The sequence below is a fragment of the Huijunlia imazamoxiresistens genome (assembly GCF_037132455.1).
Lineage (GTDB): Bacteria > Bacteroidota > Bacteroidia > Chitinophagales > Chitinophagaceae > Flavisolibacter > Flavisolibacter imazamoxiresistens.
Genome location: NZ_JBBBEI010000001.1, coordinates 360,955 through 376,023, shown reverse-complemented (window position 1 = coordinate 376,023; position 15,069 = coordinate 360,955). Strand labels below are relative to the sequence as shown.

Here is a 15,069-nt window from a genome sequence, read left to right as displayed (position 1 = left end):
GGGGTACGGCGCTTTTGAATTGTTGTACTCTACAAAGAAGCAACTGAAACCAATAAACTTTCCTCTACAAAAACTGAACATGAAAAAGATCCTGACCATTTTACTGGGTACCCTGATGACCGGGCTGCTGGTTTCCTGCGAAAAAGTAAACGGCGAAGGACCCGTAGTAACGGAAACGCGTAACCGCGGCAGCTTTTCCGGTGTCGACCTGCGGGTTTCCGCCAACGTGTACGTGACCCAGGACAGCACCCGCTCCCTGGAAGTAAGGGCACAGCAAAATATCCTGGACATCCTGGAAACCTATGTGGCCGACAATAAGCTGGTGATCAAATACCGCGACGGCAAACGGGTACGCTCCAACGAAGAAGTTACGGTAACCGTCCATACCCCTGCGCTCAACAGCCTACGCGTGAGCGGCAGCGGCAACATCACCGCACCCAACGCGGTTAAATCCACCGATATGGATATGGACATCAGCGGCTCGGGCAACATCCACCTGCAGCGCCTGGAAACCGGTTACCTGGGCGCCACCATCAGCGGTTCGGGAAATATCCGGGTACCCCAAGGCGCCGCCACCGACCAGCGCCTGCGCATCAGCGGCAGCGGCAACATCGACCTGGAAGGGGTGGGGGCCAAAACCGCTGCCACCACCACCAGCGGCTCCGGCGACATCCGCCTGCAGGTTGCCGACCGCCTGGATGTGACCATCTCCGGCAGCGGCTCGGTCCGCTATTGGGGCCGGCCCCTCATCAACTCCCACATCTCCGGCTCGGGAAAAGTAACCCCGCTTTAATTCCAAAAGGCCGCTTCCAAAGCGGCCTTTCTTTTTTCTCCTTTCCTTCCACCGCCCGGCGGACCTCCTTTTGCTATATTTGCCCCGCTTTACTGCTTTCCAATGAATTTTTATCGCAACATGAAGACTCCCGGACGCTTTCTGATCTGCCTTTCCCTGCTGGGCATGGTAGCCGCCTCCAGCGCTTTTGCCCCCCTTGATCGCTTACAGCCTTTGGCGGCAGCCCTCCCCCCCGCCAAGGAAAAACGGTACAACATTGCCGAAAGGGGAGCGGTCGGCGACGGTACGACGCTCAATACCAAGGCTATCCAGGCCGTCATTGACGAATGCGCCCAGGCCGGAGGCGGTACCCTGGTCGTTCCCAAAGGCGTATTCCTCAGCGGGTCGCTTTTTTTGAAAAAGGGCGTGCATATCGACATGGAGGAAGGCGCCGTGCTCAAAGGCTCTACCGATATCAACGACTATCCGAAAATCAATACCCGCATCGAGGGGCACTTCGAACCCTGGCGGGCGGCCCTGATCAACGGCGACGGCGTCGACGGCCTGCGCATCACCGGCAAGGGCACCCTCGACGGCAGCGGCAAGCCCTTCTGGCTCGAATTCTACCGCCGCCGCGACGCCAACGGCAAAACCACCAACCTGGATGTAGAACGCCCCCGGCTGACCTTTATCCAGAATTCCAAAGACGTCAAGATCAGCGGCATCACTTTTCTGAACTCGGGTTTTTGGAACCTGCACCTCTACCGCTGCCAGAAGGTGACGGTGGAAAACTGCCGCTTCCAGGCTCCCGCCGTTTCCAAACCCGACAACCATGCGCCCTCCTCCGACGGCATCGACGTGGACAGCTCGCAGGACGTCGTCATCCGCGGCTGCTTCTTTTCGGTGGGCGACGACTGCATCGCCCTCAAAGGCTCCAAGGGACCCTTTGCCCTGCAGGATAAGGAAAGCCCCGCAGTGGAACGGATCGAGATCACCGATTGCGTGTTCGAGGCCGGCGGCGGCATCGTCACCTGCGGCAGCGAAGCCACCATCGTCCGCGACGTGGTCATCCGGCGCTGCACCACCCGCAAACCTACCGTACTGCGCCTGAAGCTCCGCCCCGATACCCCCCAGCTGTACGAAAACATCAGCCTGAGCGACATCACCCTGGAAAACGGGACCGTAATTTTCAAAGTGTCGCCCTGGACCCAGTATTTCGACCTGAAAGGGCAGGAGCCGCCCAAGGCCCTGGTGCGCAACATTAAAATCACCAACGTCCGCGGCAATGCCGATTCTTTCGGCCAGATCACGGGCCATGACCGGACCGAGATCCGCGGGATCCTGGTGAAGGACGTGAACGTGCAGCTGAAAAACACCGACCTCCAGTTGAACAAGGTGCAGGACCTGCAGTTTAAGAACGTAACCGTAAACGGAAAAAAGATGGAAGCCCCCGTCACCGGCAAGTAAGGCGGCGTCCTGAGAATGTTTTGATTTTATTGGCAAATTTTGCGCGGTATTTTCCCTTAATTTGTGCCGGTTCAAAAACAGTTACGCACCACCAGATGACCCGATTGTTGATCATACTTCTTCTTATTGTCAGCGGGCTGAAGCTCACTGCCGGCACTCCCGGCAGTGTCCGGCACAGCCTGGCCCTGGTGGTGCCGGCAGGCGATCCTGCCGCAAACGGCGACGAGGACGATGATCCGGAAGCGGACCAGAAAGGAGGGAAGACTAATCCGGAGAATGAAAAAGAAGACGAATTCCCGCCGGCCACTCCCGACCATGCCTCCAGCTTACCCCCGGCCCGGACCCCGCCTCCGGCCCTGGGACCACAACCCATTCGTTCCGGCATCGCCGACGAACTTTTTATGCCCCCCGACCGGGCCTGATTTGCCCGGGGCAGGCTGCGCCTGCCCATTTCCCGGCACCCCATTTCCTGATTTTGTATGCTGGCAGGACCTTTCACCCTAAAGGTTCCGTCATTCGCTGCGCCGCAGGCGACTTTTGTCCCGGACAAAGCGCCTGCGAACGGGCGCCCTTAGCCGAAACCAATCATTTCAACCTACTCAAACCCAATCAATTAACCTTAATTTTGAAAACATGAGAACATTCAACAAAGAAGGACAGGAGAAGCTGACGCCCCAGGAAGCCCTGGACATCCTGAAAGAAGGCAACCACCGCTTTGTACGCAACCTGAAAGTGAACCGCAACCTGCTGGAACAGGTGAACGATACCCGCGATGGCCAATGGCCCTTCGCCGTTATTCTCAGCTGCATGGACAGCCGCACCTCGGCCGAGCTGATCTTCGACCAGGGTCTGGGCGACATTTTCAGCATCCGCATTGCCGGCAACGTTATCAACGACGACATCCTCGGCAGCATGGAATTCGCCTGTAATGTGGTGAATTCGAAGTTCATCCTCGTACTGGGCCATTCCAAATGCGGCGCCATCAAGGGTGCCTGCGACCACGTGCAAATGGACCACCTGACCCCGCTGCTGGCCAAGATTGACCCGGCCGTGCAACAGGAACAGACCGTACAGGAAAACCGCACCTCCAAAAACCCCGAATTCGTGGAAAAAGTGGCGGCCATCAACGTACAGAGAACCGTGAAGGAAATCCTCGAACGCAGTCCCATCCTGCGCGGACTGGTGGAACAAGGAAAAGTAGGCATTGGCGGCGCCATGTACGACGTGACCTCCGGCGATGTGGAGTTTTTTGAAGATACCCTCATCACGCACGCCGTTAAACAGGCGGCCGGTGTGAGCGCCTCCTAACCAGTTTCCGAACTATATTTTAAAAAGCCTGTCGCCCGACAGGCTTTTTTTTATCATAACTTATTTACATTCATGAGCTTGGCTGCCTGAGACCGCTTTATTATTTTTGAAAAGTTTTTTTTCCTGATCCTCCCTGTCCGTTCCCATTGCCTGCCCAGCTTCTAATCCTTCTACCTCAGGGAAGTACTGCTCCAATCCTGCCTTATCGGTAAAATTTGATTCCTGTTAAAACCGCCAGTCACATGAAAAGCCTTCTGTTCCTGATCCTGTGCCTGCTGGGGCGCACCCTGCCAACAACAGCACAGGCCGCGCTGATTCCCATGGGCAGTTCCTGGAAGTACTACGACAAGGGCAAGGACCCCGGGAGCTCCTGGCAAAAACCCTCCGCCAAGGATGGTTCCTGGCGCAACGGCGCCGCCCCCATGGGTTACGGCTTCAACGGGCTGGCCACCACCGTAAGTTTCGGGTCCAATCCCCAGCAGAAATACATCACCACCTATTTCCGGAAAAAGTTCTCCCTTTCCGATCCCCTGGCATACGAAAGCTTCAGCGGTTCGGTCAGCTTCCGCGACGGCATCGTCGTGTATGTGAACGGGAAGGAGGTGTTTCGCAAAAATCTGCCCGGGGGCGGCATCGGCTACAAAACCTATGCTTCTTATTCCGCCGGCGTGAATCGCCACTCGTTTACCATCGATAAAAATGTTTTTACCAGCGGCCCCAACCTGGTGGCGGTGGAGCTGCACCGGTCGGCGGCCGCCTCCAGCCTTTATTTCGACCTGGGACTGACCGGCAACCTCGACCGCACCCGGCCCCGTGTGCTCAGCAGCATGCGCCAGTCGCCGGCCGCTTTTTTCACCTCCTCCCCGGTGGTCACCTTCCGGGTTAATTTTTCCGAAGAAGTGAAAGGCGTGGAGCCTTCGGATTTTACCCTCGATGGCGCCCAGGGAAACGCTTTGCGGCCCTCGGTAACGGTGAAACCCGCCGGCACTGCCGGCACCGCCTACGATGTGACCGTGGGGAGTATCACCAACTGGATGCGGCTGCGCCTCGACATAAAAGGGGGCAGCGTCTATGACCATGCCGGCAATACCCTTTCCGGTGGCTATACGTTCGGACAAACCTATATTATCGATCCCCAGCCCACGGTGCTGGCCATCAACCGCCTGCTGCCGGCGGAGGAAGACACCGAAGTGGGCGAAGTCACCTACCGGGTGCACTTTTCCCAGCGGGTGAATGGCGTAGATGCCGCCGACTTCAACCTGGCCGAACTGAAGGGTGACCTTAGCGGCGCCATCAGCTCGGTACGGCCGGCCGGCTCCGGCGGCAACCTCTACGACGTAACGGTCAGCGGCCTTACTCGCGAGGTACGGCTGCGCCTCGACCTGAAAGGATCAGGGACGGGCATTACCGACGTTTATGGCAAATCCCTTTACAGCGGCTTTACTTCCGGCCAGGTCTACAGCCTCAACCCGGCCCCGCGGCTGCTCCGCATCAGCCGCCAGGCGCCCCTGGAGGCCTACACGGCCGATGGCGAGGTAACCTTCCGGGTGGTGTTTTCCGAAAAGGTCAAAGGAGTGGACGCTTCCCACTTTTACACCACCCCCCTCAGCGGCGACGTCCGGGGTACGCTGGCGGTGCTGGCCAACGAGCCCCTGGGCAAGGCCCCCCGCCCGGTAGTGACCCCCGTGGGCAGCGACGGCACCACCTATGACGTCACCGTTCACGGCATCACCGGCAACGGCACGCTGCGGCTGGATGCCAGGGAGGGCCGGAACGGCATCAAGGACGCGGACGGGCAGTCGTTTTCCGCCGGCTTCAGCAGCGGCGAAGCGTATTCTTTCCGGCAAAACACTTCCCAGCGCTTGTTTTCCGTAACCGACCTGGCGCCGGTAGCCATTTCCAAAAACACGGCCGACAAGCCGCAGGCCAAGGTCTGGTACCATGCCGGCCGCTGGTGGAGCGTACTGTCCACCCCCGGGGGCACAAAGCTGTTCCGCCTCGACGGCGCCTCCTGGAGCGAGGTGCTGACGCTGCACTCTTCCGGCAACCTGCACGCCGACTGCCGCGTGGTGGGGGACGTCACCCATATCCTGCTGTTCCAGCCCGAAAGCGACTCCCACCTGGTATCGGTGGCATACGATAGCGGCATGGGCAGTTACCGGCTTTGGGGGGCGCGGCCGAAACCGGCGGAGCTGCGCTTCGGCACGGGAGCGGAATCCGCCACCCTGGCCGTTGACGGCAGGGGCCGCATGTGGGTGGCCTCGGCGGCGAAAACCGATGTGAACGTACGCTGGAGCGACCCGCCCTATAGCCAATGGAGCGATACGTTCCGCATCGTCCAGGGCATCCTCGACGACGACATCTGCGCCATTACGCCCCTGCCGGGTAAAATAGGCGTGCTGTGGTCGAACCAATCCACCCAGCGCTTCGGCTTCAAGACCCATACCGACGGCGACGACCCGCGCAGCTGGTCGGCCGACGAAGAGCCGGCCTCGGCCCATGCCCAGCGCCAGGGCAATGGCTTTGGCGACGACCACCTGAATGTGCTCTGCGCCTCCGACGGCACCCTGTATTGCGCCGTCAAAACTTCCTACGATACGCCGGGCTATCCGAAAATCTCGCTGCTGGTGCGCAACCCCTGGGGGGGCTGGAGCTTTTACCCGGTTTCCTCCATCGAAGGCACCCGGGGCATTGCTGTATTGAACGAGCGTGCCGGGCGGCTGAAAATCATTTATGGTTCCAAAGAGGAGGGGGGCGATATCATCTACCGCGAAACCGCGCTGCCGCAGATCGAATTCGGGCCGCCCCGCACCCTTATCAGCGGCAAATACCTGTTCAACGAGGCCACCAGCACCCACCAGTCCACCGGTGGCGAAGTGGTGGTACTGGCCACCAACCAGGACGTGGAGCCGAAACTGGCGGTGGGCGTGCTGGCCCGCGATGCGGAAGACGCCCGGGCAGCACCCGGCGATGCCGGGACGCCGGCAGCACCAGCTGCCGGCGTCCCCCATAAGCCGGAACCGAGCTGGCCGGGCGCTTATTCGATCGCACCCAACCCGGCCACGGGTACAGCCACCATCAGCTTTACCCTGCTGAATGGGGAAGCCTACTGCCTGGTGCTGTATGATTTCTGGGGCAACCGGGTAGCGGAACTGGAAAAGGGGCAGGCGGAAGGCGGCCGCACGTATACCCACAGCATTGATGCCGGCAGGCTGGCGGCGGGCATGTACCTGCTGCGCCTGCAAACCCCCACGGGTAGCCGGACCCTGCAATGGGCGGTAATGAAATAAAGACACAGCACAAGTATAGGTTAACGGTGAAACAAAGAGGAGTGGGCCCGCCGGGCCCACTCTTCGCTATTGAAGAGGGGCGATCACGGCACAATTTTTTATTGCCTGAGGATCATTTCATCCAAAGGAATTTTATGACAAGAAAGACGCCCCTCCTATACGGAATGATTTTGTTGCTGGCCGCCTGCACCAATGCGCCGGAAAGCGACAAGGCAGCCACCAGCGACGCAAAGGAAGTAACGGCCCATTCAGCCGACGAAAGCTGGCAGGTCAATACCAGGGAAAGCAAGGTGGAATGGATCGGCACCAAGGTCACCGGCTACCATACCGGCGAAGTGCCCGTAAAATCCGGGGAGATCTTTGTGAAGGACGGAGCGGTGACCGGTGGCAAATTCGTGATGGACCTGGCCAACCTGACGGTTTCCGGCCCCAAAGACGTCAGCCCCTCCAGCAATGCCAAGCTGCTGGGCCACCTGAAATCGGCCGACTTCTTCGAGGTGGAAAAGCATCCTGAGGCCACCTTCGAGCTAACCGGGCTGAAGCCCTTTGAAGGCGCCGTCCAAGACACCGCTGATCCGCGGCAGGAAACGATCGGCAAATACAAGGTGGAGCATCCTACGCATACCGTCAGCGGCAACCTGACGATCAAGAATATCACCAAAAATATCGAATTCCCGGCCCGCATCACCGTCAGCGGGAATACGGCCGAAGCCATTGCCAAATTCAACATCGACCGCCAGCAGTGGAACATCACTTATCCCGGCAAGCCGGATGATCTGATCCGCAAGGACATTCACCTGGGCATCGCCATCAGGGCCGTGAAATAGGGAATTGGTTCATTGGTTCATTCAGGCCCCTGATTCCCAATGAACCAATGAACCAATTCCTATGATACAGTTAGCGGGTATCTACAGCAAAAGTGATCGGTTGTTTCCGGTAGGCCTTGACCGCGCGGCCGAATTGCTGTGCGGGTATCCAGCGGGGCGACATTTTCAGGATGCGCTCAACTTCCTCTTCCATACCATATCCGAATTTTGTCAGGGGCTGGAGGTTCTTCAGGCCCCCGTCCGTATCCACAATAAACTGGTAAACCACCGTATACAAGCCATCAGGAGCTTTGTGCCGGATCGGAACATCGGGTTTCAGGTTCCGTGATAAAAATCGGCTCCAGGCGGAGATACCGCCGCGAAAGTCGGCTTCCTGCTCCGGGCAGGCAGCGGTATCCAGTGCCCGGCCGGTGCTGTCAAAGCATTTCCAGTCCACCCGTTTGCCTGAAACATAATCTTCCGTAGCCAGTAGCTGCCCGTTGGGGTGGTAATATTTCCAGCGGCCCTCCCTCAGGGTATCGGAGACCCAGAAGCCGGCGGTCGCAGGGCGGCCGTTTTCGAACCAGCTTACTTCCACACCCTTGCCGGCCCCGTCGAAGTTCATGGAGTCGGACGGCATGCCGTCATTGTACCAATGCAGGCGAACGCCTTTGAGCCGGCCGCCCGCAAAATTGGCGGAATCCACCACCATGCCTTTGTCGTTATATTCCAGCCAGGAACCTTCTTTTTTGCCGCTCACATAGGCCCCGGTGGATTTGAGGACTCCGTCGGTGTGGTAGCGTTTAACGGTTCCGTGCGGCAGGGTACAGGCCTCATCGAGGTAGGTGCCCTCCAGGGCGAGACTGCGTTCGGGCAGGTAATAAGCCTGGCGGTGCCAGTGGGCGTCTTTTTTCTCCGTGATCACGTAATACCGGGGTACGGTTGTGGTGGGACTGAAAGAGTAGTCAAAGCCTTCTTCCCGCTTTTGCGCCCACAGAACGCTTAGCTGCAGCAAGAAGCACAGGCAAAACAAAAGTCTTTTCATAAGCTGTTTTTGATGGGCCTAATCTACGCGAATAAAAGAAAAAACACGAAAAGGAAAGGGGAGGGAAGGACCTTGGGATCACCTCATATTATTTTGTTTTTTCCGGATATTTCCCTTGCTTTGAAGTACTGCCCGGCGCTGTCGCCGGGCCTCTTCTCCCAAAGCCATATGGAACAGGAACCCCTGCTATTAGAACCGCTGCTGCATGCCCGCAATCGAAACAGGAGGGCTTTGCTTCCTGTATGGATGAAAATATTCATCTGGATCTTCTTTATACTGGCCGCCCTGATTTTTCTGGTATTGATACAGAGCAATTTCCGGCCAAACTTTGACTTGTCCCTGTATGGCTTGCACCATGACGGCCCTATGCGTGCCGGGGGGTACTTTCTTTGCCTGTTATACCTTTTTAAGGGTGTTACTGCCTGGGGACTCTGGACCGGAAAGGACTGGGCCATTACGTTTGGCCTGGTGGATGCGCTGGCGGGCATCGTCCTTTGTACTGCTGTCATGTTCCTCTTTCCGCTGATCCCTTCCTTAGGAAATACCTTTACCCTCCGCCTGGAATTGCTGGTGCTGGTACCGTACCTGCTGCAACTGCAAAAAATGAAGCCGCTTTGGATCCGGTCGGGTATGTAATATGGTGCTGTCATTCAGATCACGCAGGATCATTTATTAAGTTTAACGGGTTAGGTATAGTATTCACCATTCCAGGGTTCCATAAAAGAAATGGATATGCTCAGCCTGGTTAGAATTGATCATTGAGCCAACTTTTTCAGCAGTTCCTGATCTTCTCCGAATATCTTATCCAGATGTGCTGTATTTACGCCTGATTGCCCGTATTTCCCTTCCAGCTCTTTCAGATAAGCTAAAAGCTCATCCAGTGCTTTGTCCGGAATGTGCTCCAGCACCTGGTTTATCTCATATTTGATTTGATCTTTTGACATACTTGCTTTAAGCAAAAATAAATCCTTTTTGATCTTTTAAATACCCTAGAATCTGGCGAAGCGGCCAGACCGACCGGGGAATTTTTATAATGAGGAGGGATGGACAATAGAAAGATGCATGGAAACCGGCAGGAGCCAAGCATCGGTTCAGGAGTAGATCCTATTTAACATAATATAAATTATAGGCAAAAGGCTATTTAAGCGGGAGCAAGGTCCCAGTATGTTTTTATTGAATAGATAACGAATTAATCTTTAATTGTCAGAAGAACTCTTTAGGAACTTTTTTTCGGCGGTAACAGGTTATGAATAATAAAACTTAAGGTGAACCAGGTAATTAGGAAACATATACATTCCAGGGTAAAGCTTCCAAATTTATAAAACACTTCACTGATCGTTAAGGCGCCAACCAGAGCAGGAACTTCGGCTATTAAAAAGCCTTTGAAGCCCAGTTGTTTAAATAAAGAATACATATAGCATAGCTTTAAGGAGTTAATAATCTGAAGCCGAATTTCCCTAACAATTTACCTTAATCCGGAAAGGAAAACAAAATTTGAATTTCATCAGTGACCATTTCCTGTAATCTGAATTTAAAACCATAACGGGCTACGAATCAGTGCTTTTACCACTGAACCGCAGCCCGTTACAAATTTATTATTTCCTTACAGCCCGCTGTCCGGGGACTCCGGTACGGCCTGGGATTGACCGTTTTCCTCGATCCACCAGATGCCTTCCTCTTTCAAATCCTCGAAAAACTTATGCAGTATGGGCGGATTGTCGGCAAAACCGCCGACGTGCACCCCTTCCGTCACCAGCGCCTGGTCCGAGGTTTCCAGGACCGGGATGGACAGGTCGATCTCTCCTGTCATGGGATTGACCAACACCACCTGGTAGGAATTCAAATTGTTGACATCATGAAAATCAATAGCTTCTACCGGCCGGCCCGCTACCGGGTATTCAATCACAATAGTGCCGATCTTCAACAGTACAGATTGCTCGTCAGCCTGAATTTTCTTCCACATGTACTTAATTTTTTATCGATGATCAAATAATTATGCCAGCGGATTCAAAAATGCCCAAGCTTTCCGGACAGGGATCAACTGGCGAAAGGGAAACCGGGAATGGCTTCCCTCCCACCAGTCATATAAGGGATTAATACAATAATCGAACCTTGATGGTATGGGGCAGCTCTTTCAGCACTTCAGCAGCCTGACCCGACAGTTCCTTGTCTACATCCACGACCACGTAGCCAATCTCGTCACTGGTTTTCAGGTACTGGCCCAGGATGTTGATATTGTTCGCTGCCAGCTGGCCGTTGATCTGCGACAGCACGCCCGGAACGTTCTGGTGTACGTGCAGAATGCGGTGGGCGCCTTCCTGCGGCGGCAGCGACAGGCCCGGAACGGTCAACGATCCCAAAGACATGCCTTTTTCCAGGTAATTCAGGAGCTTGGTGCTCACGTCGTCACCGATATTCTCCTGTGCTTCCTCCGTAGAACCGCCGATGTGGGGGGTCAGCAGCACGTTGGGCAGGTTTTGCAGGGGCGACTCGAACTTATCGCCGTTCTTTTCGGGTTCTACCGGGAACACGTCCACAGCAGCACCGCCGATCCGGCCTTCTTTAATCGCAGCTCCCAGGGCATCCAGGTCTACCACTTCTCCCCTTGCGTAGTTGATCAGGATCGCTCCTTTTTTGCAATACGCCAGGTTTTCAGCATTGATCAGGTTTTTGGTGAACTTTGTTTCGGGCACGTGCAAGGTGATGACATCGGCCTCGCTCATCAGGGCTTGGAGCGTCTTCATGTCCGTAGCGTTGCCCATGGGCAGCTTGGTTTCCACGTCGTAGAACACCACTTTCATCCCCAGGGCCTCGGCCAGCACGCTCACCTGGGCGCCGATGCTGCCGTAACCAATGATTCCCAGGGTCTTGCCGCGCAGCTCGTGGCTGCCGCTGGCGTCCTTTTGCCAGGCCCCGCTATGGGCGGCCTTGTTTTTATCTAAAATTTTGCGGATCAGCAGGATGGAGGCGGCCATCACCAGCTCCGCCACCGAACGGGTGTTGGAATAAGGCGCATTGAACACAGCCACACCTTGGGCGGTGGCGGCCTTCAAATTCACCTGGTTGGTACCAATGCAAAAGCAACCGATTGCCTGGAGCTTTGCAGCCGCTTCCAGAACCGGCTGGGTAATCTGCGTTTTGGACCGGATGCCGATGATATGAACGTCTTTGATCTTCTCGATGAGCTCTTGCTCAGGGAGCGCTTTTGTCAGCTTTTCCACGTTGGGATAACCGCTCTGTTTAAACTTCTGAACGGCCTTTTCGCTGATGTTTTCCAATAAGAGCACCTTAATTTTTTCTTTCGGGTAGCTTGTTTTTACTGTCTCCATGCTGCAAATATCTGGAAATATTCCCCTTATAGCCAAGAGCAAACCGTTTTGAGGGGGATGATAATGCTCAGTTGGACCTGTTTTTGCATATCGTTAATGGTATTCTGATTTCTTCACCCCCGTACATTTGCAAAAAATCAAAATTTGAGAACGTTTCTTTTGTTGTGCCTGGTCCTGTGCCTGTGGAGCTGTCAATCCCCCAAAAGCAAGATGGACGCTGCCGGCGCCTTCCCGGCCGTTGCCGGCCCGACCCTGGACTCCGGCGAGATCCGGAAATACCACAATGCCGTGGAAAATTTCCTGAATGCCAGCCTGCTGCGTGGCAATTTCAACGGCAGCATCCTGGTGGCCAAAAACGGCACCATCGTCTATGAAAAATACGTGGGCTTCCGCGACCTCCGCGTCAAGGACTCCCTGGATGCCTATACCCCCCTCCAGATTGCCTCTACCAGCAAGCCATTTACCTCGGCCGCCATTCTTAAACTGGTACAGGAGGGCGAGCTGTCGCTAAACGATACCCTGGGCACCTTTTTCCCGGGCTTTCCTTATCCCGGTGTGACGGTAAAAATGCTGCTGAACCACCGCAGCGGACTGCCCAACTACCTGTACTACCTGGACAAGGGCGGCTGGGACAAAAAGAAAATGCTTTCCAACGAGGACGTGCTGCAGACCCTGATGACCCTGAAGCCGCCGCGGTCCGCCAACCCCGACCGGGGTTTTCAGTACTGCAATACGAACTTCGTGCTGCTGGCGTTGATCGTGGAAAGGGTGAGCGGTGAATCGTTCCCGGCCTACCTCAAAGAGAACTTTTTCGAGCCCCTGCAAATGGAAAACACGTCCGTAGTGACCCTGGCCGACAGCCTCCGCCGCCCCCTTTCCTTCAAGGCCTCGGGCGGCCTGTGGGCCTTTGATTATACCGACGGCCCCTACGGCGACAAGAATATCGCCTCCACTGCCCGCGACCTGCTGAAATGGGACCAGGCCCTGTACTACAATACTATTATTAATAAAGCGTTGATGGATTCGGCCTTTCAACCGTACAGCAATGAAAAGCCCTCGATGCACAATTACGGCCTGGGATGGCGCCTGCTGACCATGAAAAACGGCAAAAAGGTGATTTACCACAACGGCCACTGGCATGGCTTCAACTCGGCCTTCGCACGCCTGCCGGACGAAAAAGCTACCATTATTATCCTGGGCAACAAATACAACAGCTCCATTTATACCATCGCCCGCCGGATGTATAACCTTTTCGGCAAATACGATGAGAATGGAGGTTTGGATACGGTGGAATAAGGAATTGGTTCATTTGTTAATTGGGTATTGGGGACTTCCTCCCCGGTAGGCTACCCACCATAAAATGTACTGTATGCTCTTACTGATATTTGCATCTGGCACAAAAAAAGCAAGTATCGTACAAAGCCCAATTAACCAATTAACCATTTAACCAATTCCTTTGCCGAACATTTTTACCGCCGAACAGATCAGGGCCTGGGACGCCTACACGATACAGCACGAGCCGGTGACTTCCGTCGACCTGATGGAGCGGGCCGCCCGCCAGTGTGTGAGCTGGCTGGCGGCACAGGGGCTGGATAACCTGCCGGCTACCATTCTCTGCGGCAAAGGCAACAACGGCGGCGACGGCCTGGCTATCGCCCGCATGCTGCACCAGCAGGGCGCGCCGGTCGAGGTCTACATCCTGGAAACCGGTCGCAACGGCAGCCCCGACTTTCAGGCCAACCTCCAGCGCCTGCGCCGCCTGCCTGTGAACATCCGGTATATCCAGGCGCCGGAGCATTTCCCCCAAATGCCTGCCGGCGGCCTGGTCATCGATGCCCTTTTCGGCAGCGGCTTGAACCAGCCCCTGCGGGACGTAGCGGCTGCCCTGGTGGCGCACCTTAACCAAAGCCACAGCCTGGTGGTTTCCATTGATGTGCCCAGCGGGCTGTTCATCGACCAGTCGTCCTTGGGCCACCCCATCGTAAAGGCCGCCTTCACCCTTACTTTTCAAACCTACAAGCCGGCCCTGCTGGTGGCGGAGAACGCTCCCTGGATCGGCGAGGTGCAGGTGCTGGACATCGGCCTGCACGGGGCTTTTTTGCAAAAGGAACTTGCCCGCTTTCAATTGACCGACGAAGAGCTGATCAAAAATATTTACCGGCCGCGGGGGCGTTTTGCCCACAAGGGCCTATACGGCCATGCCCTGCTTATAGGCGGTAGCCATGGAAAGATCGGCGCCGCCGTACTGGCGGCCAAGGCCTGCCTGCATGCAGGCGCTGGCCTCACGACCGCCTACCTGCCGCGCTGTGGCTACACCATCATGCAAACCGCCCTGCCCGAGGTGATGACCCTGACGGATGCCGGCGATGAATGGATAACAGGCGCCCCGCCCGATACCCATAAATACGCCGCCATCGGCCTGGGCCCGGGCATGGGAACGGACCAGGCTACCCAACAAGCGGTGGCCCAACTGGTACAGACGGCCCGACAGCCGCTGGTGGTGGACGCCGACGCGCTCAACTGCCTGGCCCTGCAGCCCCAGTTGCTGTCCCACTTGCCGCCCTTTTCGATCCTCACGCCCCACCCAAAAGAATTTGAGCGCCTGTTCGGTCCCTGCGCCAATGACTTTGAACGCCTGGCGCTGGCCCAGGAAAAGGCCCGCGAACTCGGGGTCATCATCGTACTGAAAGGCCACCACACCCTCATTGCCCAGCCCGGCGGCGCCCTGTTCTTCAACAGCACCGGCAATGCCGGCATGGCCAAAGGCGGCAGCGGTGACGTGCTCACCGGCATCCTTACCGCTTTCCTGGCACAGGGCTATGCACCCGAATGGGCGGCCCTGTTGGGCGTTTACGTCCACGGACTCGCTGGCGACCTGGCAGCCAAAGCGCTCAGCAAGGAAGCCATGACGGCCTCCGACATTTCGGCCTTTTTATCCAAAGTGTTCCTGCTTTTTGCGAAATGGCAAAAAGGCGTATTGCCGGGATAACAAATTTCCCTCTGCAACCGTTTATAGTTTCATTAGAACTTTTGCCCCTTCTATTCACGTATC

General features: G+C 56.1%; 13 protein-coding genes. 9 read left to right on the top strand and 4 right to left on the bottom strand.

What is annotated here, in order from left to right:
- Nucleotides 1–79 precede the first annotated feature (79 nt).
- The 6 genes from V9K67_RS01205 to V9K67_RS01180 all read left to right on the top strand — a co-directional run bounded on the left by V9K67_RS01205 (nucleotide 80) and on the right by V9K67_RS01180 (nucleotide 7,664).
- Complete coding sequence (locus V9K67_RS01205) at nucleotides 80–793, top strand: head GIN domain-containing protein (protein WP_336719490.1); 714 nt, start codon at nucleotides 80–82, stop codon at nucleotides 791–793.
- Between the two features lie 120 nt (nucleotides 794–913).
- The gene (locus V9K67_RS01200) at nucleotides 914–2,239 is read left to right on the top strand and encodes a glycoside hydrolase family 28 protein (RefSeq protein ID WP_336719489.1); all 1,326 of its coding nucleotides are present in this window, start codon (nucleotides 914–916) and stop codon (nucleotides 2,237–2,239) included.
- Nucleotides 2,240–2,334: 95 nt separating this feature from the next.
- On the top strand, nucleotides 2,335–2,661 hold the full coding sequence (locus V9K67_RS01195; protein ID WP_336719488.1) for a hypothetical protein: 327 nt from the start codon (nucleotides 2,335–2,337) through the stop codon (nucleotides 2,659–2,661).
- Nucleotides 2,662–2,872: 211 nt separating this feature from the next.
- Nucleotides 2,873–3,547: a carbonic anhydrase family protein gene (locus V9K67_RS01190; protein WP_336719486.1), complete on the top strand. Its 675-nt coding sequence runs from the start codon at nucleotides 2,873–2,875 to the stop codon at nucleotides 3,545–3,547.
- Between the two features lie 242 nt (nucleotides 3,548–3,789).
- Nucleotides 3,790–6,837 (top strand): T9SS type A sorting domain-containing protein, encoded by a 3,048-nt coding sequence (locus V9K67_RS01185; protein WP_336719485.1) that lies wholly within the window; start codon nucleotides 3,790–3,792, stop codon nucleotides 6,835–6,837.
- 134 nt (nucleotides 6,838–6,971) lie between these two features.
- The gene (locus tag V9K67_RS01180) at nucleotides 6,972–7,664 is read left to right on the top strand and encodes a YceI family protein (RefSeq protein WP_336719484.1); all 693 of its coding nucleotides are present in this window, start codon (nucleotides 6,972–6,974) and stop codon (nucleotides 7,662–7,664) included.
- 70 nt (nucleotides 7,665–7,734) lie between these two features.
- On the opposite strand, the gene V9K67_RS01175 is transcribed toward V9K67_RS01180, so the two are convergent.
- Complete coding sequence (locus tag V9K67_RS01175; protein WP_336719483.1) at nucleotides 7,735–8,688, bottom strand: hypothetical protein; 954 nt, start codon at nucleotides 8,686–8,688, stop codon at nucleotides 7,735–7,737.
- A 333-nt stretch (nucleotides 8,689–9,021) separates the two neighbouring features.
- Between V9K67_RS01175 and V9K67_RS01170 the strand changes: the two genes are divergently transcribed.
- Nucleotides 9,022–9,324: a hypothetical protein gene (locus V9K67_RS01170; protein ID WP_336719482.1), complete on the top strand. Its 303-nt coding sequence runs from the start codon at nucleotides 9,022–9,024 to the stop codon at nucleotides 9,322–9,324.
- A 119-nt stretch (nucleotides 9,325–9,443) separates the two neighbouring features.
- On the opposite strand, the gene V9K67_RS01165 is transcribed toward V9K67_RS01170, so the two are convergent.
- The 3 genes from V9K67_RS01165 to serA form a co-directional block, all read right to left on the bottom strand.
- Nucleotides 9,444–9,632 (bottom strand): hypothetical protein, encoded by a 189-nt coding sequence (locus V9K67_RS01165; protein ID WP_336719481.1) that lies wholly within the window; start codon nucleotides 9,630–9,632, stop codon nucleotides 9,444–9,446.
- A gap of 659 nt (nucleotides 9,633–10,291) precedes the next feature.
- The gene (locus tag V9K67_RS01160; protein WP_336719480.1) at nucleotides 10,292–10,651 is read right to left on the bottom strand and encodes a hypothetical protein; all 360 of its coding nucleotides are present in this window, start codon (nucleotides 10,649–10,651) and stop codon (nucleotides 10,292–10,294) included.
- A gap of 130 nt (nucleotides 10,652–10,781) precedes the next feature.
- Nucleotides 10,782–12,017, bottom strand: a complete 1,236-nt coding sequence (serA, locus tag V9K67_RS01155) for a phosphoglycerate dehydrogenase (protein WP_336719479.1) — start codon at nucleotides 12,015–12,017, stop codon at nucleotides 10,782–10,784.
- Nucleotides 12,018–12,161: 144 nt separating this feature from the next.
- Here serA and V9K67_RS01150 point away from each other — a divergent pair, with 144 nt between their 5' ends.
- On the top strand, nucleotides 12,162–13,313 hold the full coding sequence (locus V9K67_RS01150; protein WP_336719478.1) for a serine hydrolase domain-containing protein: 1,152 nt from the start codon (nucleotides 12,162–12,164) through the stop codon (nucleotides 13,311–13,313).
- Nucleotides 13,314–13,473: 160 nt separating this feature from the next.
- Entirely contained in the window at nucleotides 13,474–15,006 is a 1,533-nt protein-coding gene (locus V9K67_RS01145) for an NAD(P)H-hydrate dehydratase (protein WP_336719476.1), read from the top strand.
- The last annotated feature ends 63 nt before the right edge of the window (nucleotides 15,007–15,069 follow it).

What these genes read in the sequence shown, in the direction of transcription:
- V9K67_RS01160 (WP_336719480.1), bottom strand. Translation starts at nt 10,651, where the DNA reads ATGTGGAAGAAAATTCAGGCTGACGAGCAATCTGTACTGTTGAAGATC.
- V9K67_RS01190 (WP_336719486.1), top strand. Translation starts at nt 2,873, where the DNA reads ATGAGAACATTCAACAAAGAAGGACAGGAGAAGCTGACGCCCCAGGAA.
- V9K67_RS01175 (WP_336719483.1), bottom strand. Translation starts at nt 8,688, where the DNA reads ATGAAAAGACTTTTGTTTTGCCTGTGCTTCTTGCTGCAGCTAAGCGTT.
- V9K67_RS01200 (WP_336719489.1), top strand. Translation starts at nt 914, where the DNA reads ATGAAGACTCCCGGACGCTTTCTGATCTGCCTTTCCCTGCTGGGCATG.
- V9K67_RS01165 (WP_336719481.1), bottom strand. Translation starts at nt 9,632, where the DNA reads ATGTCAAAAGATCAAATCAAATATGAGATAAACCAGGTGCTGGAGCAC.
- V9K67_RS01205 (WP_336719490.1), top strand. Translation starts at nt 80, where the DNA reads ATGAAAAAGATCCTGACCATTTTACTGGGTACCCTGATGACCGGGCTG.
- V9K67_RS01185 (WP_336719485.1), top strand. Translation starts at nt 3,790, where the DNA reads ATGAAAAGCCTTCTGTTCCTGATCCTGTGCCTGCTGGGGCGCACCCTG.
- V9K67_RS01195 (WP_336719488.1), top strand. Translation starts at nt 2,335, where the DNA reads ATGACCCGATTGTTGATCATACTTCTTCTTATTGTCAGCGGGCTGAAG.
- serA (WP_336719479.1), bottom strand. Translation starts at nt 12,017, where the DNA reads ATGGAGACAGTAAAAACAAGCTACCCGAAAGAAAAAATTAAGGTGCTC.
- V9K67_RS01180 (WP_336719484.1), top strand. Translation starts at nt 6,972, where the DNA reads ATGACAAGAAAGACGCCCCTCCTATACGGAATGATTTTGTTGCTGGCC.